Genomic DNA, 17,365 nt, shown 5'->3' with positions numbered 1-17,365 from the left:
CGAGCAGAAAGCCGCTTTCACCGGCACCGAGAGACTGGAAGCTCACGCCGACCAGGCCAGGCTGCCGTCGACGATGGTGTGGCTGCGCCCGCCGACCCAGATCGCGTCGTTGTCGATGTGCACCATCAGCTGCGCGTCGTGGCCGATCTCGCGGCCCTGGCTGACCTGGTAGCCGCGGGCCAGCGGGCCGTGCGGTTCGGCGTGTGCGATCCAGGCGGCGATCAACCCGTTGGCGGCGCCGGAGGCGGGGTCTTCGACGATGCCCACGCCGGCGGGGAATGCGCGCACCACCAGTCGCGGCTGATCCGATGCCACGCGTGCGAAGGCGCACAGCCCCATGCTGCTGCTGGCGCGGGCCAGCGCAAGGATGGCCGCGTGGTCGGGTTGCCAGGCGCGCAGGCTGGCCTCGTCGGCGACCTCGGCCAGCCACCAGCGTCGGCCGCCATCGACCAGCGCCGGCGGCAGTGCGCCATCGGTCACGCCGTGCAGCGCTGCGGCCAGCAGCGGGTTTGCGTCGCGGCCGGTCGCCAGCACGCGTTCGCCCGGCGAGCGCAGCAGCAGTTCGCGCATGGCGCCGCTGCCTTCGACCCGGATCGGCAACACGCCGGCGCCGCACTCCTGCCACAGCAGTCCGTCGCGCGGCGTGGCCAGACCTGCTTCCAGCGCCGCATGGGCGCTGCCGATGCTGGGGTGGCCGGCAAACGGGATCTCCTCGTGCGGCGTGAAGATGCGCACCCGATAGCTCGCCCGGGGATCGGTCGGCGGCAGCAGGAAGGTGGTTTCCACCAGCGCCGTCCAGCGCGCGAAACGCTGCATCGCCGCGCTGTCCCAGCCGTCCGCGCCGATCACCACGCCCAGGTGGTTGCCGCCGCCGAGGGTGGCCGCAAAGACGTCCAGATGCAGGTAACGGAGCAGGCTCATGCATTTCGTCCGACCGCGGGGCGCGGTGCAAAACGGCAGATGATAGAGGGGCGGCCACGGCGGCGACACTGCCGCTTTCGCATAAGCCGCGCCGTGCCGGGCATAAGTGCGCCGGGGCGCCGGGCGAGTCGACAAGCCCGGGGCAAGGCGCCAAGATGCCGACTTTTGCGTCGCGGAACCGTCCATGCCGATCACCTTGGCCATCATTGCCATCACCTGCATCGTCTCGTTCATGGCGTTCAAGAACGCGCGGCTGATGAACGACCTGATCCTGTGGCCGCCGGCGATCACCCGCCAGCGCGAGTACCACCGGCTGGTGACCTACGGCGTGGTGCACGCGGATTTCGGCCACCTGCTGTTCAACATGTTCACGCTGTTCTTCTTCGGGCGTGCGATGGAGCCGTTCTACACCGGCGTGCTCGGCACGCTGGGGTTCGCGCTGTTCTACATCGGCGGGCTGGTGGTCTCGATCCTGCCCACCTGGCTGAAGAACCGGAACAACCCGGACTATCGCAGCCTGGGTGCGTCGGGCGCCGTGTCGGCGGTGCTGTTCGCCTACATCCTGATCGCGCCATGGCAGCAGATCATCGTGCTGGTGATCCCGATGCCGGCAATCGTCTACGCGGTGCTGTACACCGCCTATTCGATCTACATGGACCGGCGCGGGCAGGGCAACGTCAACCACAGCGCGCACCTGTGGGGCGCAGCCTATGGCGTGCTGTTCACCATCGCGATCAATCATCGCGTGCTGCCGCACTTTCTCGACGCGCTGATGCACCCGGGCTGAGCGCGCGTTCGGTCGGCCCGCAGATGAACGCTTCTTGCGCTGCGTAATGCCGTCGCGCGCCGATACGCGCATACTGGCTGCGTTGCTCACCGCTCACCGCAGGAGAACGAACGCATGGCAATGACCCGCAAGTCGGCAGCGAAGACGTCCGCGGCAGGGAAAGCATCGGCGAAAAAGTCCGCAGCGAAAAAGCCAGTCGCGAAGAAAGCCGCCGCGAAGAAGTCCGTCGCGAAGAAGCCCGCCGCGAAGAAATCAGTTGCGAAGAAATCAGTTGCGAAGAAATCAGTTGCGAAGAAATCAGTTGCGAAGAAATCAGTTGCGAAGAAATCAGTTGCGAAGAAATCAGTTGCGAAGAAAGCTCCGGCGAAAAAGGTCGCCGTGAAGAAGGCAGCCGCCAGGAAGTCCCCGGCGAAGAAAACCGCCGCGAAGAAGGCCGTCGCCAAGCGCACGACCGGCCCGCGCAGCGCGAAGAAGGCGACGCCCCGGCGGCCGGAGACAAAAAAAGTCGCTACCGGCAAGGCCGCGCCGAAGCCGGCAGCGAAGAAGTCTCGCCCCAGCGTCAGCGCAGCGTCGCGCGAGTCGGCACCGCGCAAGTCCGCCGCACGCAAGGCCGTGCCCGTGAAATCCGCGGCGAGGGCCGCGCCCGCGAAGAAGCCTGCCGCGAAGAAAGCCATGGCGAAGAAGCCGTTGGCCACGCGGCCAGCCGCACCTCGGGTCGCAACCCGGCCTGCGCCCAAGTCGTCGCCCGCGGGCCCTCGTCCGGCCGACCGGCCGGTGGCGCACATCAGCCCGGAAGAAGCCGTGGCGCATATCCAGGCCTTGCTTGACGCCAAGCATGAGCGGGACCAGCGCGAGCCGTCGTGGCCTGGCGCCAACCCGTCGCATCCGACCCCCAACGTGACGGAGATGCACGCGCCGGTGACCGGCACGGGCGATGCGTCCGTGACGGCATCGCCGCGCGACGACCTGGGCAAGCGCAAGGGTTGAATCTCCGCGGGCGGGCCGGTGCCGCGGCGCCGGGTCCGCTCAGGCAGAGTTCAAGCGGCATGGTCCAGCGTGGAGCTTGATAAGCACCGCGGAGGTGAACCATGAAACGACTGCTCGCTTGCGTTGGATTGATGGTGGCAGCGGCGGCGCTGTCCGGTTGCTATTACGACCCCGGCTATACCTACGTGCGTGGCGGCGGGTCGTCCGGCGACGCGTATTACGGCAGCGGCACGACGTACTACGCCTCGCCTTACGACAGCTACTACGGGCCGGCCTATTACGGCGGCTACTACGGTTGCTGCTACGCACCCGGGGTGAGCGTCGGCATCAGCTCGCACTGGTACGGCGGTTCGCGCTATCCGCGCTATCACGGGCGCGACTACGGACGCGACTACCGCCATCGCGACAACGACCGCGGCCATTACCGCGACGATGGCCACTCGGGACATCGTGACTCGCAGCACGGCGGACGCCATTCGCGCGACCGCGACGACCGTCGCCATTGACCCCCGCCGCGCCCGGTAGCGCCGGGCGTTCAGGCACAATCGGCGGATGCCTTCGCGACCGTCAAGCGCATCCGCCGCGATATTCCGGTTTGCCCTCCTGATGGTGGCGGGACTTGCCCTGTCCGCCTGCACCAGCGTGCGCTACTACGCGCAGGCCGCCCACGGGCAAGCCGAACTCATCGTGCATCGACGCCCGATCGAGCGCGTGCTCGCCGACCAGCACACCGACCCGCAGCTGGCCGCGCGCCTGCGCCTGGCGCTGCAGGCGCGCCGGTTCGCCTCGCGCGAGCTGGGCCTGCCTGACAATCGCAGCTACACCGGCTACGTGCCGCTGGATCGCGACTACGTGGTGTGGAACGTGTTCGCTGCGCCGCGCCATTCGGTGCAGGCGGTGCCGCAGTGCTTTCCGATCGCCGGTTGCGTGGCTTACCGGGGCTGGTTCAGCGAACAGGCGGCGCAGGCCGATGCGGCGCGCTGGAAGGCCCGCGGCGACGATGTGTGGATCGGCGGCGTGCCGGCGTATTCGACGCTGGGCTGGTTTGCCGATCCGGTGCTGTCCAGCATGCTGCGCTGGGACGACGACGAGCTGGCCGGCACGATCTTCCACGAGTTGGCGCACCAGCTGATCTACGTGAAAAGCGACAGCGCGTTCAACGAATCCTTCGCCAGCTTCGTGCAGCGCCAGGGCCTGCGCGAATGGCGCGCCTCGCGCGGCCTGCCGCCGGCGCAAGGCCACGATGACGCGATCGCCGACGGCTTCACCCGGCTCGTGCTGGATCTGCGCGAGCGCCTGAAGCTGTTGTACGCCAGCGGCGTCGATGCCGAGGCAATGGAAGCCGGCAAGCAGGCCGCGATCGCCGCGTTCCGCGAACGCTACGCGCAGTGGCGCGAACGCCGATGGCCCGGCGACCATCGCTACGACGCGTGGGTGGCGCAGCCGATCAACAACGCCCGGCTGCTGCCGTTCGGCTTGTACGACCACTGGGTGCCGGCGTTCGACGTGCTGTTCCAGCGCTCGGGGCAGGACTGGACGGCGTTCTACGCCGACGTCCGCGCTTTGGCTCGCGACCCGAAGCCGCGCCGCGATCGCGCGCTGGAAGCGCTGATGACGCCGCCACACGGTGCGGAGGCTCAGGACGCGCCGCGCTGAAAACTCAGTGCCCGCCGCCCGGCAATGTTTTTCTCCCCGCCATGTGGCGCAGGTAGCTCAGCAGATCATCGAGGTCGGCGTCGGAAAGCGCCCGCGTGTCGAAGCCCGGCATCTTCGCCTGCGGCCAGCGGCGCAGCGATTGCGGATCGCGGATGTACCCGCGCAGCAGGTCGGCGCGCAGGTACTCGGTGGGGTTGTGCGGAATGTTGAGGTCCGGCCCGAGTCGGGCATCGCCGGCGCCGTTGAGTGTGTGGCAGGCGAAGCAGGTGCGCTGGAACACCGCCAGCCCTCGCCGCACGGCACTGTCCGCCGGCGTTCGCGGGTCCGGCAGCATGGCCGGAAAACGCGCGGCCATGCTGTCGGCGCGGCGGATCGTGGCCAGTTGATATGGCCATTGCTCCGGTCCCACGCCCGCCGCGCGCGGCTGCGTCCACACGACATAGAACGGGCCGGCGCGGCCGTGTCCGCCAGGCAACGCCGGCCACGGCCGGGCCGGCTCCTCGATCGCCAGCCAGGCGACGCTGCCGCGCCGGCTCAGGATCAGCGCGGCGGGTATTTCGGCGACAAAGCCGTCCTTCGCGACAAATTGCAGGTGATCGCCGGCCACGATGCCGGGCAGCAGGGCAGTCAGCGGCACGGCGCGGTAGTGTCGGGTGCGCTTGAACGCCACGTCGCCGAGCACGGTGACGGTGCGCGCGTCCGGGCGCGCCAGCAGGGTGGCGGTGCTCCAGCGGGTGGCACCATGGCCCAGGTCGATGCGGAGTTCGGCGGCGCGCACGAATCGACTGCTGCCGAGAAGCATCAGCGCGATCGCAAGCAGGGCGGTGATCCGCGTCATCCGGGGGGCGTCGATCGAGGTTCCGCGCATGGGATTCTCCGTGCAATGGGCCCAGTGTAGGGCCAGCTTTGGCGCCGGGCGGGCCGGCGCACCTGTCGCGGCGCTGAACGGCGGCGGGCGTGCACGTTGAACTCACGTCGTCGCGCACACACTAAGCCCGTGTATCGCCGTGACGGCGACAGGAAGCGGGGCAATCCATCGCCTTGCTGAGGGGCCGGCCTTACCTCCCCTGGAGGCCGCCTGACAAGCCCCATCGGTCCTCCCCTGGCCGATGGGGTTTTATTTTGCCCGGCGCCGATGGCCGACCATGGATAATGGCCGGTGCTGCCGCTTCTTCCTCCCCTGGGCGCCCGATGGTCATCGAATCGCTGCTCGACACCGACCTGTACAAGTTCTCGATGATGCAGGTGGTGCTGCACCAGTATCCCGCGGCCGAGGTGGAATACCGCTTCAAGTGCCGCACGCCGGGTATTGACCTGGCCGCGTGCATCGACGACATCCGCGCCGAACTGGCCGCGCTGTGCCGCCTGCGTTTTCGCGCGGACGAGCTGGATTACCTGCGCAGCTGGCGTTTCATCAAGAGCGATTTCGTCGATTTCCTGGGCCTGTTCCAGCTCAACGAGAAGTACGTGGAGATCGCGCCCTCGGCCGCCGTGCCCGGCGAGATCGAGATCCGCATCCGCGGGCCGTGGCTGCACACGATCATGTTCGAGGTGCCGCTGCTGGCGATCGTCAACGAGGTATATTTCCGCCGCACCAGCGCCGGGCTGGATCTGGCCCAAGGGCGCCGGCGCCTGCACGACAAGATCGCCATGCTGCGCGATGCGCCGGATTACACGCTGTGCCGCATCGCCGATTACGGCACCCGCCGGCGGTATTCGCGGCGCTGGCAGCAGGAGGTGGTCACCACCTTGCGCGACGAACTGGGCGCGCAGCTGGCCGGCACCAGCAACGTGTGGCTGGCACGCGAACTGGGCCTGACCCCGCTGGGCACGCTGGCGCACGAGTATCTGCAGGCACACCAGGCGCTGGGGCCGCGGCTGCGCGATTCGCAGGTCGCGGCGCTGGAGGCGTGGGCGCGCGAATACCGTGGCGATCTGGGCATCGCGCTGTCCGACGTGTACGGGCTGGATGCCTTCCTGCGCGATTTCGACATGTACTTCTGCAAGCTGTTCGACGGCACCCGCCACGATTCCGGCGATCCGTTCGCCTGGGGCGAGAAGGTGCTGGCGCACTACCGCGACAACCGCGTCGACCCGCGCAACAAGGTGCTGGTGTTCAGCGACGGCCTGGACATCCCGCGCGTGATGCAGCTCTACGCGCATTTCCGCGGCCGCTGCCAACTCGCCTTCGGCGTTGGCACCAACCTCACCAACGACGTGGGGCCGGCGCCGATCAACATCGTGATCAAGATGATCCGCTGCAACGGCCAGCCGGTGGCCAAACTCAGCGATTCCCCCGGCAAGAACATGTGCGATGACCCGGCCTACGTGGCCTACCTGCGCCAGGTGTTCGAGATCCCCGCCACCCAGGGGTGAGTGGCGCCGATCACGGATCGTCCGGCGCGCGGCTGAACACGCCGGCCAGCAGCAACAGGGACAGCAGCACGAGGGCAAGGTGGAGCACGGCGAATCCGGCGTGGCGGCAACGCCTTGACGGTAGCCGCGCGCACCGCCGGCGCCAAAGGAGCATGCCGCATATGGATATGCCCGAGCCATCTCGATGGCGTACGCTGGCCGGACACCCGCCACAGTTCCGGAGCAAGCCATGACCAGCATCCACGATTTCACCGTGACCGACATCGACGGCAAGCCGCGATCGCTGGGTGAGTGGCGCGGCAAGACCTTGCTGGTGGTCAACGTCGCCTCGCAGTGCGGATTCACTCCGCAATACGAGGGCCTGGAAGCCTTGTGGCGCGAACAGCGCGAGCTGGGCCTGGTGGTGCTGGGCTTTCCCTGCGACCAGTTCGGCCACCAGGAGCCGGGCAGCGAAGCCGAGATCAAGGATTTCTGCAGCACCCGCTTCGACGTGACCTTTCCGATGTTCGCCAAGGTCGAGGTGAACGGCGAGCACGCCGCGCCGCTGTACCAATGGCTGAAAAGCCAGGCCAAGGGCATCCTCGGCAGCGAGGCGATCAAGTGGAACTTCACCAAGTTCCTGGTCGATGGCGACGGCCAGGTGGTCAAGCGCTACGCGCCCACCGACACGCCGCAGAAGATCGGTCGCGACACGCGGGCCCGCTTGCAGGGGTGAACCATCCCGTCACCGCGGTCCACGGCGATCGCCACGGCCTGCATTGAGCTGGTCGGCGGCGCTCGGGACGCCCCTGCGCAGGCCATGCGCGCGCGGTCTGATAGGCTTTGTCCCTTTGCCGACCGTGGTCGGCCCACATGACCCCCGAGCGAGGCCAGATGATGCAGATTGCCCGAGATTCCGTTGCCGCCTTCCACTACACCCTCACCGACGACCAGAACCAGGTCATCGACAGCTCCGCCGGTCGCGATCCGCTGACCTACCTGCACGGCGGCGGCCAGATCGTACCGGGCCTGGAAAAGCAGCTGGAAGGCCGCTCGGCGGGCGACAAGTTCACCGCCGACGTGGTTCCCGAGGAGGGTTACGGCGTGCACCATCCCGAGCTGATGCAGGAAGTGCCGCGCTCGGCCTTCCAGGGCGTGGAGGACATCCAGCCCGGCATGCAGTTCCAGGGCCGCGGTCCGCAGGGCGAGATCAACGTCACCGTCACCCGCGTCGAGGACGACAAGGTCTTCATCGACGGCAACCATCCGCTGGCGGGCAAGACCCTGCATTTCGCCATCGAGGTGACCGACGTGCGCGCGGCCAGCGAGGAAGAGCTGGCACATGGCCACGTGCACGGTGCGGGTGGCCATCACCACTGAGCAACCAGGGCAATCGTGCCCCGATGCGCCAGTGCATTGGTGAACGCAACGGCATCGCCGGCGAGCCTTGAAGCCCGCCGGCAACGCGTCGCGCGTCAGTACCAGTCCAGCAACGACACGCCCACGCCGAGGTAGGTGGCGTTGTGGTTGTAGTCGATCAGGCTCTCGCCGTAGCCCTTGAACAGTTCGGCGTAGCCGCGCAGGTTGCCGGCGATCGGAAAGCTCCAGCCGAAGCGCAACGATCCGTGCTGGCGGCTGCCGCCGCGGAACGAGTCGCGCAAGGTCAGGCCGAATTCCTGGCCGTTCCACTCGTGCACGATCTCCACCTCGCCGCGCCCCACGTAATCGCTGATGTCGGGGTTGTCGTCGATGCTTCGCGATTCGGGAATGCGCCACCACGGGCGGATCATCACCGTCCAGCCCTCGCGTTCGAAGCCGACGTTGGCGATCAGTCGGTTCCAGCTGCGCGACAAGGGCAGCCCGCGGCCGTTGGACTGGTGGTTGAAGCCGATGCCGAGCAGGCGTCCCTCCCAGCCAAGCACGTGGTAGCTGGTGTCGAACATCAGCATCGCCTCGGGCTCGTAGTCCGTCTCGCGAAACGGGCGCGACAGGGTGGAGTTGTAGACCTGCCACCGCGACGACTGGGTATAGCCCACCCACAGGTCGCCGGCGTCGCCGAACACGCCTTGCCACACCTTGGCCTTGAGGCTCAGCTGGAATTTCGCCTCGATGTTGTCCAGCCGCTCGCTGCCGGTGGCGTCGTTGTCGGGGTTGGGGCTGTGCGGCTGGTTGTTCTGGTTGCTGCTGGCGAAGATGGGCAGCACGTAGACCGGCTTGTAGCCGCGAACGTTGAAGGTGCCCAGTTTGCTTTCCGGCGCCAGCTCCCAGCGGCTGTCAAGCAGCGACAGCGGCACGGCCACCTCGCTGTTGCCGGGGCCGGCCGCGGGTGTGCCGGGATGGTCGTGACCGAACACTTCGCCGCCGGCCGCCTGCACCGTGCGCTTCTGCGCCACCGGCAGGTTGACCCGGCCGGTGGCCTGGTCGTAGCAGGCCAGCCGCTGCGCATCGCTCTCGATCGCGGTGCAGCCGCGGATGTCCATCGGGTCGGGATTCTGTGCATGCGCCGTGGCAGCAGCCACGCAGGCCCATGCCGCGCAGGCTGCGACGAGCGGGAGTTTCATGATGTCTTTCCGATGCGCGGCGAGCGCCATGCCGGCCGTCGATTCAGGCCGGCAAGTTTATCCGATGCCCGTGAATGCACGATTCACGGGCATCGCGTCCGCGTGTTCAATGCAGCTGCTTCACCCAGCGTGCGTATTCCGCTTCGCTGACCTTGCCATTCTTGTTGCTGTCCGCGTTGAGGAAGTCGTTGGCCAACGGAGGATAGGCCGAGGCCTGTTCCTCGGTGATGCCCTTGCCGCCCGCCGCCAACTGCTGGAACGAGGGCGCCGGGGCGATCGTCGGCGCCGGAGCCGGTGCGCTTTTGACCACGACCTGACCCTGCGGCGTGTTGAACGTGGCGGTATCGGTGGCGGTGGCGGAAGCGGCCGGGGCAGGGGTGTCCTGCGCCAGGCTCGCGCCGGCGAACAACAACCCGCCGGCCAACAGGCAGCCGTACAGGGGAGTGCGGAAGTTCATGATGGAATCCTCCATGCCAGAATGAGTGTCCGAAAAAACACGGGGGTCCGGTCGCGCATGCCGCCGCACCCGAACTCCTCTCGACCCTAGCAAGGGATGTGTATATGTCCGCTCAAGATCGCCCGCCGATGCGGGCAACGGCGACACGCCATTGAGCCGGGCTTCAGCTTCGCCCACCCTCAGCCTTGCCCAGGCGCGCCTGTTGCAACTGGCGGCCCAGGGCTTGCTGCAGGCCAGCCGGCGACGCGCCCGGCGCGCCGACGTGGTGGCCGCCATCGAGCGCATGGGCTTGCTGCAGATCGACACCATCCACGTCGTGGCGCGCAGCCCGTACCTGGTACTGCACGCGCGGTTGGGTGATTACCCGATGGCCTGGCTGGACGAGGCGCTGGCCGAAGGCAAGCTGGCCGAAACCTGGGCGCACGAGGCCTGCTTCGTCAGCGCCGCCGATCTGCCGTGGCACCGTGCGTGGAGCGACCAGCGCGGTGGACACTGGGCGCACCGACACGCCGCACGCATGCATCGCGAACAGCGCAGCGGGATGGACGGCCTGCTCGAGCGGATTCGCGCCGAGGGCCCGGTGCGCGCGGCGGATTTTGCCCGCGAGCAGGGCGCGGCCAGCTCGGGCTGGTGGGAGTGGAAGCCGGAGAAGCGCTGGCTGGAGGCGTGGTTCGCCCTGGGTGAACTGATGGTGCTGCGGCGCGAGCGCTTCCAGCGCGTGTACGACTTGAGCGAACGGGTGCTGGCGCAACTCGACCCGCCGCCCGATCCGCGGGTGGCCACGCTCCCGGCCGCCGCGCTGCGTCGCCGCTTCGTCCTCGACGGCGTGCGCGCACTGGGCGTGGCGCCGGCCGCGTGGATCGCCGACTACCACCGGCTCAAGCCGCGCGTTGGCGCTGCCGAACTGGCGCCGCTGCTGGCCAGCGGTGAACTGCTGGCCGTGGCGGTACAGGGCTGGGCGACTCCCGGCTACGTGCATCGCGATCACGCCGATCTGCTGGAACGGGCGCTGGGCGGGCGGCTGCGCGCCACGCGCACGGCACTGCTGTCGCCGTTCGATCCGCTGGTGTGGGACCGCACGCGGCTGCGCGCGATGTTCGATTTCGACTACAGCCTGGAGTGCTACGTCCCGGCCGCGCGACGGCGCTACGGCTACTTCGTGCTGCCGATCCTGCATCGCGGCCGGCTGGTCGGGCGGCTCGACGCCAAGGCGCATCGCGGCGATGGCCTGTTCGAGGTCAAGTCGATCGAACTCGAACCCGGTGTGGCGATCGCGCCGCGCCTGCTGGCGGAACTGGCACAAGCCATCCTCGATACCGCGCGCTGGCATGGCACGCCGCAGGTGCGGGTGGTCCGCTCGCGACCGGCCGCCTTCGCCCGGTCGCTGCGCGCCGAGCTGCGTCGACTGGCTTAGGCGCCCAGCCTACGGCGTGCTGCCCGCCGGAGCCGGGTTGGGGCTGCAGGACTTGCCATGCAGTGCCTCGCGCAGGCTGCGCGCCAGCGAGTTACAGCGCTCGCCCAGTTGCGGACGGACATCCGGGTTCTGCGAATCGCGCAGCAAGTTGGTGCGCATCGCCTCGTAACGCAGCGGCAGCTGTTCGGCCGAGAAGATGCCGGCCGCACGGTGGCAGGCGAGGTAGCTGGACAGGTAGTCGTCGCAGGCGGGGATGCCGGTCTGTTCCGGCAGGTTCGCGTCGCCAGGCGCGGCGGCGTGGTGGCTGGAGCGCTGGCCGGGTGTCGGCGGAGCGGTCGAGCGGGTGGTGGCGTGGGACGAGGTGGCCGGTGTCGGCCGGGTCCCGGTGTCGCTGGCGCAGCCGGCGAGAAGCAAGGTGGCGGCCGTGGCGGCCAGGGCCAGGCGGAACGGGGTGGTCATGATGCTCTCCTGTGCATTGGGCAGGCCGCAGGCACCCGGTCTGGCGGAAGGTCGAACGAATCAACTAAACCGCAAGTGAAGTAAAGAAAACCTGAAACCCGCGCGCCGGGGTCGGCAGGGGTCGGTTGTCGGCGAGCCCGCCCCGGCCCGCCAGGGGCGCGGATCGGCAACGGATTTCGGCTGTCGGGACGGCTGTCACGACGAGCCGCTTGACAAATCACTTTTCTTCCAAAAATCCGTTATGCTTGAATCGCTGCGTCTGCTTGGCGGCGTGAGTGCCCACTGGGGATTTCCTGAATCCGTCCGTTGCACCCGACCTTGGCATGCTCAGTAAACCGTCGGCCCCCCTGTGGCCGGTTAGTCGATAGAGTCTGGATTGGATCGGAGTGTGAGTCATGTCGGATCGTGAAACGGGTACAGTCAAGTGGTTCAACGACGCCAAGGGCTTCGGCTTCATCAGCCGTGAAAGCGGCCCCGACGTGTTCGTGCATTTCCGCGCCATCACTGGTTCGGGATTCAAGAGCCTGCAGGAAGGACAGAAGGTGACCTTCAAGGTGGTCGACGGCCAGAAAGGCCTGCAGGCCGAAGACGTCACCCCCGTCTGATGACGGTGGCGAGGTCTGCTTGAGGAGGCCGGCGCAAGCCGGCCTCTTTTTGTGGTCCTTCCGGGATTCCCGTGGGTAGCTGGGGATAGGAGGATGGGCGGGAGCGGTGAGCGGAGCCCGTCCAATGCGCGATGTAGAGCTATACCGGCAGATCCTTGGTCTATCAGCACCCTGGCGAGTAGCGGATGTTCATCTGGATCTACCAGGGAATCGGGTTGAGGTAGAGGTGGATCATCCGGAGGGATGTCGCTGGCGTTGCCCCAAGTGCGACCAGGAACTGCCGGTCCATGACCATGCGCCGGCGCGCGCTTGGCGCCACTTGGATACCTGCCAGCTGCAGACGATCCTCAAGGCACGGGTGCCTCGTGTTCGCTGCCCGGATCACGGCGTGGTGCAGGTCGCGGTGCCTTGGGCCGAGCCACGCTCTCGCTTCACGTTGCTGATGGAGCGCTGGATCATCGACGTGCTGCAGCAGTGCGCCACGGTCAGTGGCACCTGCCGGCTGCTGCATCTGTCCTGGGACGAGGTGTTCGGCGTCATGGAGCGAGCGGTGCGCCGTGGTCAGTCGCGCAAGGGGCCGCTGTCGCTGCGTCGGATCGGCGTGGATGAAAAGGCGTTCCGCAAAGGCCATTCGTACACGACCATTGTCAGTGACGTGGATCGTTCCACCATCGAGTACATGGCAGATGAGCGCACGCGTGGATCGCTGGCAGAGTTCTACGAGACCCTGACGCCGGAGCAGTGTGAGCACATCCAGGCGGTGGCCATGGACATGTGGGATCCCTATTTCCAGGCCACCGTGTCGCATGTCCCCGCGGCCACCGACAAGATCGTCTTCGATCGCTTCCACATCATGCAGCACATGGGGCAAGCCGTGGATGCGGTACGCAAGGCAGAGCATCGGGCCCTGCGCGCGACCGGGGACAACACCTTGGCGCGAACCAAATACCTGTGGCTCTACAGCCGGGAAAACCTGCCCCAGCAGCGACGGCATCAACTGCGTGACCTGATGGGGCAGAACCTCAAGGTGGCTCGTGCCTGGGCGATCAAGGAGGCCTTGCGCCACCTGTGGTCCTACCGGCGTGAGGCATGGGCACGCCGTTACTTCAAACACTGGTTCCACTGGGCCACGCACAGCCGCCTGGAGCCCATCCGGCAAGTTGCCCACATGCTCAAGCGGCGTCTGGACAACATAGTCACCTACTGTCGCCTACGCATCACCAACGCCGTCGCCGAAGGCATCAACAGCAAGCTCATGGCCATCAAGCGCCGGGCCTGCGGTTACCGCAACCCCGAACACTTCAAGACCGCCGCCTACTTCTTCTGCGGCGGCCTCGATGTTTACCCACGCTAAAGCCGGAAGGACCCTTTTTGTAGTGGCGCGGGCAATTCGCTAGCCTGTCGGGATGCCCGACCATTTCATCCAGAACGCCCCTGTCGCGGCCGAGTCGCTGGTCATCCCGGTCACCGCCGCCGACGGCGCGCGCTGCGAGCTGCTGGCCACGCTTCCGGCCGGTCGCTGGCAGCAGTTGTTGTACTGGATGCCGGCGATGGGCATGCCGGCGCGGCATTACCTGCCGCTGGCCCAAGCGCTGGCGGTGGCCGGCGTCGCCGTGGTGTTGCATGAATGGCGCGGCATCGGCTCCAGCGATCGGCGCGCCGGCCGCGATTGCAACTGGGGTTACCGTCAATTGCTGGAGGACGACTTGCCCGCCGGCATGGCGGCGGTGCGCCAGCGCTGGCCGCAGGCGCGCTGCTGGCTGGGCGGCCACAGCCTCGGCGGCCAGCTCGGACTGCTTTACGCCAGCCTGCATCCGCACGATTTCGCCGGCGTGGTGCTGGTCGCCAGTGGCGCGCCGTACTGGCGGCGGTTCCGGCACGGCTGGCTGATTGGTGCCGCTTATGCGCTGGCGCCCTGGCTGGCTGCGCTGGTCGGCCATCTGCCCGGGCGGCGGATCGGTTTCGGCGGCAACGAGGCGCGCGGCGTGATCGCCGACTGGGCACGCAGCGGCCGCAGCGGCCGCTATGCGGTGGCCGGCATGACGCAGGATTTCGAGCGCTTGCTGGCCGCGCTGCAACTGCCGGTGCTGGCGTTGCGACTGCAGCAGGACTGGCTCGGTCCGCCGGCCTCGCTGGCATGGCTGCTGGGCAAGCTCGGTCCGGCCGCGCGTCGCGTGGAGACGATCTTGCGCGACGACCTGGATGGCACGCCGGCCGACCATTTCGGCTGGATGAAGGCGCCGGCGCCGGTCGCCGCGCGCATCGCCGGCTGGTTGGCCGAGGCGGATGCGACTTTCGTCGCGCGCGGCGACACGGCGGCTTGATTCCCGGCGTCGCCGTCTGCATCTCGACCGTTCCGTGACGCTGGATTTTCCATGAACCTGTTCGATCCGCTTGCCCAACGCAGCCTGACCTTGCGCAACCGCCTCGCGGTGTCGCCGATGTGCGAATACTCGGCCACCGACGGCGTGCCCAATGACTGGCACATGGTGCACCTGGGCAGCCGCGCGGTCGGCGGCGCGGCGCTGGTGATCGCCGAGGCTTCGGCGGTGTCCGCGCAGGGGCGCATCTCGCCGCAGGACACCGGCCTGTGGAACGACGCCCAGTTGCAGGCATGGCAGCCGATCACCCGTTTCATCAAGGCGCAGGGCGCGATTGCCGGCATGCAGTTGGCTCACGCCGGGCGCAAGGCCAGCACGCTGCGGCCGTGGGACGGGCACGGCCCCGTGCCGGCGGGGCAGGGCGACTGGGTTACCGTCGCGCCCTCGGCGCTGCCGTTCGCTGCCGGCTGGCCGGCGCCGCAGGCGCTGGACGAGGCCGGTATCCAGGCGGTGATCGCGGACTTTCGCGCCGCCGCGCAACGCGCGCTGGCAGCGGGTTTCGAGTTGATCGAGGTGCATGCGGCGCACGGCTACCTGCTGCATCAGTTCCTGTCGCCGCTGAGCAACAGGCGCGACGATGCTTACGGCGGCAGCTTCGAGAATCGCATCCGTCTGGTGCGCGAGGTGGTCGTCGCCGTGCGCGAGGTGTGGCCGGCCGCACTGCCGTTGTGGCTGCGCGTCTCGGCTACCGACTGGGCGGATGCCGGCGGCTGGGACATCGGGCAGAGCGTGGAACTGGCGCGCCAGATGAAGCCCCTGGGCGTGGACCTGATCGACGTCTCCAGCGGCGGCTTGCTGCCGCACGTGAAGATTCCGCTGGCGCCGGGTTACCAGGTGCCGTTCGCGGCGCAAATCCGCCGCGAGGCCGGGATCGCCACCGGTGCGGTGGGCCTGATCACCGGCGCGGAGCAGGCCGCGCAGATCATCGCCAACGGCGCCGCCGACGTGGTGCTGATCGCCCGCGAGAGCCTGCGCGATCCCTATTTTCCCCGCCGCGCGGCAGCGCAGCTGGGTGCGTCGATCGACGCACCGGTGCAATATCAACGCGCCTGGTAAATGTGGCGGGGCGGAATCAGGGCGCCCGCTCGCGGAGCAGCAGCATGTCGACCTTTCGCAGTTTTGCCGAGTTCTATCCGTTCTATCTCGGCGAGCACGCCAATCGCAGCTGCCGCCGAATGCATTTCATCGGCAGCACGCTGGTGCTCGCGGTGCTGGTGCTGGCCGTGGCGAGCGGCCAGTGGCGCTGGCTGTGGCTGGTGCCGGTGGCCGGCTACGGCTTCGCCTGGCTGGGCCACTACGCGTTCGAGAAAAACCGCCCGGCCACGTTCAAGCACCCGCTGTACAGCCTTGCCGGCGACTGGGTGATGTACGCGCAGATGCTGCGCGGCAAGATCCGCTTCTGAGCGGCGCCCGCGATCAGCGATATTTGTCGTGGCAGCTCTTGCAGCTCTCGCCCACCGGCTTGAGCACGGCGGCCAGCGCGGTGCAGGTCGCCGGCGCCGCTGCCACGGCCTGGTGCAGGCGGTCCTGCAACTGGCTGGCGTGGTCGGCGAAATCCTTGTCGTTCATGCCGAACACCGGCGTGATGTCGCTGGCGGTGGATTCGAGCCGGGCCAGGTGATGCTGGACCTTCGCCGCCTCGCACTGGTTGGCCTTGATCGCGCCTTTCAATTCGCCCACGTGATAGCCGAGCGTATGCATCACCGCTGCGGGCATCGGATTGCGCTCGCTCAGCACGTTCATCACGTTGACGGTACCGATGATGCCAATCACCAGGCCGAGCAGGATCATCAGGGCAACACGCATGGAGCCGCTCCATTTCGAGGGATAAGCGCAAGCATAGCCTGCGCGACTGCCGCGAGGCCAAGCCGGCGCGATAAAATGACCGTTTTCGCCAGGGTGCTCGCCGTGACCGTTTTCCTGCCGCCGCCGCTTCGCGCGGGTATGCCATGAACGAGGTAGCCGTGCCGGTCGAGCGCTTCGCCGGCGTCGAGCGGTTGTTCGGGCAGGGCAGCGTGGGCATGCTGGCGCAGAAGCATGTCTGCGTGATCGGCGTGGGCGGCGTCGGCTCGTGGGCGGTCGAGGCGCTGGCGCGCAGCGGCGTGGGCCGGCTCACCCTGATCGACGCCGACGAGGTCTGCGTGTCCAACACCAATCGCCAGCTGCACGCGCTGGACGGCGAATACGGCAAGTCGAAAGTGGGCGTGATGGCGGCGCGCGCGCATGCGATCAACCCGGCGATCCGGCTGGAGGCGATCGAGCGCTTCCTCACCCCGGCCACGCTGGACGAGCTGCTCGACCGCGGCTACGACGTGGTGCTCGATGCCTGCGACGCGTTCCGGGTGAAGCTGGAAACGATCGCCTGGTGCCGCCGGCGCAAGCTGCCGATCGTCAGCGTGGGCTCGGCGGGTGGTCGCACCGACCCCACCCAGATCCGCGTGCGCGACCTGTCGCGCACGGAGCACGACGCAATGTTCAGCCTGATCCGCAAGAAGCTCCGTGCGGATTTCAATTTCCCGCGCAACCCGGATCGCTACTTCGGCGTTTCAGCCGTCTATTCGCTGCAGAACGTGCAGTACCCGCAACCCGACGGCACTGTCTGCGGCACCCGGCCGCCGGGCGGCGATTCCATGAACCTCGCCTGCGGCGGGGGCCTGGGCGCGGCCACCCACGTCACCGGCGCGTTCGCCTTTGCAGCGGTGGGCAAGGTGATCGAGAAGCTCCTGGGGAAAGGTGAGAAGTGAGTGCAGAGGAGTGGGGAAAGAGAGAAAGCAGGGGCTCC

The 17,365-nt window shown here is 67.9% G+C and carries 20 protein-coding genes and 1 pseudogene; 15 read left to right on the top strand and 6 right to left on the bottom strand.

The window, feature by feature from the left end:
* Positions 1 to 42: 42 nt before the first annotated feature.
* Positions 43 to 921, bottom strand: a complete 879-nt coding sequence (locus ACVCMB_RS05690; RefSeq protein ID WP_447106381.1) for a PhzF family phenazine biosynthesis protein — start codon at positions 919 to 921, stop codon at positions 43 to 45.
* A gap of 184 nt (positions 922 to 1,105) precedes the next feature.
* Between ACVCMB_RS05690 and ACVCMB_RS05685 the strand changes: the two genes are divergently transcribed.
* The 5 genes and pseudogenes from ACVCMB_RS05685 (at position 1,106) to ACVCMB_RS05665 (ending at position 4,351) form a co-directional block, all read left to right on the top strand.
* Complete coding sequence (locus tag ACVCMB_RS05685) at positions 1,106 to 1,708, top strand: rhomboid family intramembrane serine protease (RefSeq protein WP_447098547.1); 603 nt, start codon at positions 1,106 to 1,108, stop codon at positions 1,706 to 1,708.
* A gap of 114 nt (positions 1,709 to 1,822) precedes the next feature.
* Positions 1,823 to 2,101: pseudogene (locus ACVCMB_RS05680) on the top strand (histone H1-like repetitive region-containing protein); the annotation flags it as partial.
* A gap of 381 nt (positions 2,102 to 2,482) precedes the next feature.
* The gene (locus ACVCMB_RS05675; RefSeq protein WP_395119376.1) at positions 2,483 to 2,695 is read left to right on the top strand and encodes a hypothetical protein; all 213 of its coding nucleotides are present in this window, start codon (positions 2,483 to 2,485) and stop codon (positions 2,693 to 2,695) included.
* Between the two features lie 101 nt (positions 2,696 to 2,796).
* Positions 2,797 to 3,201, top strand: a complete 405-nt coding sequence (locus ACVCMB_RS05670) for a hypothetical protein (RefSeq protein ID WP_447106380.1) — start codon at positions 2,797 to 2,799, stop codon at positions 3,199 to 3,201.
* Positions 3,202 to 3,301: 100 nt separating this feature from the next.
* Positions 3,302 to 4,351, top strand: a complete 1,050-nt coding sequence (locus ACVCMB_RS05665; protein WP_447106379.1) for an aminopeptidase — start codon at positions 3,302 to 3,304, stop codon at positions 4,349 to 4,351.
* 4 nt (positions 4,352 to 4,355) lie between these two features.
* On the opposite strand, the gene ACVCMB_RS05660 is transcribed toward ACVCMB_RS05665, so the two are convergent.
* A complete protein-coding gene (locus ACVCMB_RS05660; protein WP_447106378.1) occupies positions 4,356 to 5,219 on the bottom strand; it encodes a c-type cytochrome in 864 nt (287 codons plus the stop codon).
* Between the two features lie 323 nt (positions 5,220 to 5,542).
* Here ACVCMB_RS05660 and pncB point away from each other — a divergent pair, with 323 nt between their 5' ends.
* The 3 genes from pncB to ACVCMB_RS05645 all read left to right on the top strand — a co-directional run bounded on the left by pncB (position 5,543) and on the right by ACVCMB_RS05645 (position 8,086).
* The gene (pncB, locus tag ACVCMB_RS05655; protein ID WP_447106377.1) at positions 5,543 to 6,727 is read left to right on the top strand and encodes a nicotinate phosphoribosyltransferase; all 1,185 of its coding nucleotides are present in this window, start codon (positions 5,543 to 5,545) and stop codon (positions 6,725 to 6,727) included.
* Positions 6,728 to 6,956: 229 nt separating this feature from the next.
* Positions 6,957 to 7,442, top strand: coding sequence for a glutathione peroxidase (locus ACVCMB_RS05650; RefSeq protein WP_447098552.1), 486 nt, complete (start codon positions 6,957 to 6,959; stop codon positions 7,440 to 7,442).
* A 161-nt stretch (positions 7,443 to 7,603) separates the two neighbouring features.
* Positions 7,604 to 8,086 carry an FKBP-type peptidyl-prolyl cis-trans isomerase gene (locus tag ACVCMB_RS05645; RefSeq protein WP_395121410.1) on the top strand — a complete coding sequence of 161 codons (483 nt, stop codon included), beginning with the start codon at positions 7,604 to 7,606 and terminating at the stop codon, positions 8,084 to 8,086.
* A gap of 95 nt (positions 8,087 to 8,181) precedes the next feature.
* Here ACVCMB_RS05645 and ACVCMB_RS05640 read toward each other — a convergent pair whose 3' ends face one another.
* Complete coding sequence (locus ACVCMB_RS05640) at positions 8,182 to 9,267, bottom strand: phospholipase A (RefSeq protein WP_395119364.1); 1,086 nt, start codon at positions 9,265 to 9,267, stop codon at positions 8,182 to 8,184.
* Positions 9,268 to 9,373: 106 nt separating this feature from the next.
* Entirely contained in the window at positions 9,374 to 9,724 is a 351-nt protein-coding gene (locus tag ACVCMB_RS05635; protein ID WP_447100088.1) for a hypothetical protein, read from the bottom strand.
* Positions 9,725 to 9,875: 151 nt separating this feature from the next.
* Between ACVCMB_RS05635 and ACVCMB_RS05630 the strand changes: the two genes are divergently transcribed.
* A complete protein-coding gene (locus ACVCMB_RS05630; RefSeq protein WP_447106376.1) occupies positions 9,876 to 11,138 on the top strand; it encodes a winged helix-turn-helix domain-containing protein in 1,263 nt (420 codons plus the stop codon).
* Between the two features lie 9 nt (positions 11,139 to 11,147).
* On the opposite strand, the gene ACVCMB_RS05625 is transcribed toward ACVCMB_RS05630, so the two are convergent.
* A complete protein-coding gene (locus ACVCMB_RS05625) occupies positions 11,148 to 11,597 on the bottom strand; it encodes a hypothetical protein (protein WP_447106375.1) in 450 nt (149 codons plus the stop codon).
* A 395-nt stretch (positions 11,598 to 11,992) separates the two neighbouring features.
* On the opposite strand from ACVCMB_RS05625, the gene ACVCMB_RS05620 reads away from it, so the two are divergent.
* The 5 genes from ACVCMB_RS05620 (at position 11,993) to ACVCMB_RS05600 (ending at position 15,986) form a co-directional block, all read left to right on the top strand.
* A complete protein-coding gene (locus tag ACVCMB_RS05620; protein ID WP_395119356.1) occupies positions 11,993 to 12,202 on the top strand; it encodes a cold-shock protein in 210 nt (69 codons plus the stop codon).
* A 124-nt stretch (positions 12,203 to 12,326) separates the two neighbouring features.
* Positions 12,327 to 13,556, top strand: coding sequence for an ISL3 family transposase (locus ACVCMB_RS05615; RefSeq protein ID WP_395118704.1), 1,230 nt, complete (start codon positions 12,327 to 12,329; stop codon positions 13,554 to 13,556).
* 52 nt (positions 13,557 to 13,608) lie between these two features.
* Positions 13,609 to 14,526 (top strand): alpha/beta hydrolase family protein, encoded by a 918-nt coding sequence (locus ACVCMB_RS05610; RefSeq protein ID WP_447106374.1) that lies wholly within the window; start codon positions 13,609 to 13,611, stop codon positions 14,524 to 14,526.
* 51 nt (positions 14,527 to 14,577) lie between these two features.
* A complete protein-coding gene (locus ACVCMB_RS05605; protein WP_447106373.1) occupies positions 14,578 to 15,639 on the top strand; it encodes an NADH:flavin oxidoreductase/NADH oxidase in 1,062 nt (353 codons plus the stop codon).
* A 44-nt stretch (positions 15,640 to 15,683) separates the two neighbouring features.
* A complete protein-coding gene (locus ACVCMB_RS05600; protein ID WP_395119350.1) occupies positions 15,684 to 15,986 on the top strand; it encodes a DUF962 domain-containing protein in 303 nt (100 codons plus the stop codon).
* A gap of 13 nt (positions 15,987 to 15,999) precedes the next feature.
* Here the strand turns inward: ACVCMB_RS05600 and ACVCMB_RS05595 are convergent, their stop codons facing one another.
* Positions 16,000 to 16,389 carry a cytochrome c gene (locus ACVCMB_RS05595; RefSeq protein ID WP_395119348.1) on the bottom strand — a complete coding sequence of 130 codons (390 nt, stop codon included), beginning with the start codon at positions 16,387 to 16,389 and terminating at the stop codon, positions 16,000 to 16,002.
* 143 nt (positions 16,390 to 16,532) lie between these two features.
* On the opposite strand from ACVCMB_RS05595, the gene ACVCMB_RS05590 reads away from it, so the two are divergent.
* The gene (locus ACVCMB_RS05590; protein ID WP_395119346.1) at positions 16,533 to 17,327 is read left to right on the top strand and encodes a tRNA threonylcarbamoyladenosine dehydratase; all 795 of its coding nucleotides are present in this window, start codon (positions 16,533 to 16,535) and stop codon (positions 17,325 to 17,327) included.
* Positions 17,328 to 17,365: the final 38 nt, after the last annotated feature.

Source organism: Rhodanobacter sp. UC4443_H10 (genome assembly GCF_052978325.1).
The sequence above is the reverse complement of the archived record's forward strand: the minus strand, read 5'-3'. Positions and strand labels throughout refer to the sequence as shown.

What these genes read in the sequence shown, in the direction of transcription:
- ACVCMB_RS05690 (WP_447106381.1), bottom strand. Translation starts at nt 921, where the DNA reads ATGAGCCTGCTCCGTTACCTGCATCTGGACGTCTTTGCGGCCACCCTC.
- ACVCMB_RS05685 (WP_447098547.1), top strand. Translation starts at nt 1,106, where the DNA reads ATGCCGATCACCTTGGCCATCATTGCCATCACCTGCATCGTCTCGTTC.
- ACVCMB_RS05670 (WP_447106380.1), top strand. Translation starts at nt 2,797, where the DNA reads ATGAAACGACTGCTCGCTTGCGTTGGATTGATGGTGGCAGCGGCGGCG.
- ACVCMB_RS05665 (WP_447106379.1), top strand. Translation starts at nt 3,302, where the DNA reads ATGGTGGCGGGACTTGCCCTGTCCGCCTGCACCAGCGTGCGCTACTAC.
- ACVCMB_RS05660 (WP_447106378.1), bottom strand. Translation starts at nt 5,219, where the DNA reads ATGCGCGGAACCTCGATCGACGCCCCCCGGATGACGCGGATCACCGCC.
- pncB (WP_447106377.1), top strand. Translation starts at nt 5,543, where the DNA reads ATGGTCATCGAATCGCTGCTCGACACCGACCTGTACAAGTTCTCGATG.
- ACVCMB_RS05650 (WP_447098552.1), top strand. Translation starts at nt 6,957, where the DNA reads ATGACCAGCATCCACGATTTCACCGTGACCGACATCGACGGCAAGCCG.
- ACVCMB_RS05645 (WP_395121410.1), top strand. Translation starts at nt 7,604, where the DNA reads ATGCAGATTGCCCGAGATTCCGTTGCCGCCTTCCACTACACCCTCACC.
- ACVCMB_RS05640 (WP_395119364.1), bottom strand. Translation starts at nt 9,267, where the DNA reads ATGAAACTCCCGCTCGTCGCAGCCTGCGCGGCATGGGCCTGCGTGGCT.
- ACVCMB_RS05635 (WP_447100088.1), bottom strand. Translation starts at nt 9,724, where the DNA reads ATGAACTTCCGCACTCCCCTGTACGGCTGCCTGTTGGCCGGCGGGTTG.
- ACVCMB_RS05625 (WP_447106375.1), bottom strand. Translation starts at nt 11,597, where the DNA reads ATGACCACCCCGTTCCGCCTGGCCCTGGCCGCCACGGCCGCCACCTTG.
- ACVCMB_RS05620 (WP_395119356.1), top strand. Translation starts at nt 11,993, where the DNA reads ATGTCGGATCGTGAAACGGGTACAGTCAAGTGGTTCAACGACGCCAAG.
- ACVCMB_RS05615 (WP_395118704.1), top strand. Translation starts at nt 12,327, where the DNA reads ATGCGCGATGTAGAGCTATACCGGCAGATCCTTGGTCTATCAGCACCC.
- ACVCMB_RS05610 (WP_447106374.1), top strand. Translation starts at nt 13,609, where the DNA reads ATGCCCGACCATTTCATCCAGAACGCCCCTGTCGCGGCCGAGTCGCTG.
- ACVCMB_RS05605 (WP_447106373.1), top strand. Translation starts at nt 14,578, where the DNA reads ATGAACCTGTTCGATCCGCTTGCCCAACGCAGCCTGACCTTGCGCAAC.
- ACVCMB_RS05600 (WP_395119350.1), top strand. Translation starts at nt 15,684, where the DNA reads ATGTCGACCTTTCGCAGTTTTGCCGAGTTCTATCCGTTCTATCTCGGC.
- ACVCMB_RS05595 (WP_395119348.1), bottom strand. Translation starts at nt 16,389, where the DNA reads ATGCGTGTTGCCCTGATGATCCTGCTCGGCCTGGTGATTGGCATCATC.
- ACVCMB_RS05590 (WP_395119346.1), top strand. Translation starts at nt 16,533, where the DNA reads ATGAACGAGGTAGCCGTGCCGGTCGAGCGCTTCGCCGGCGTCGAGCGG.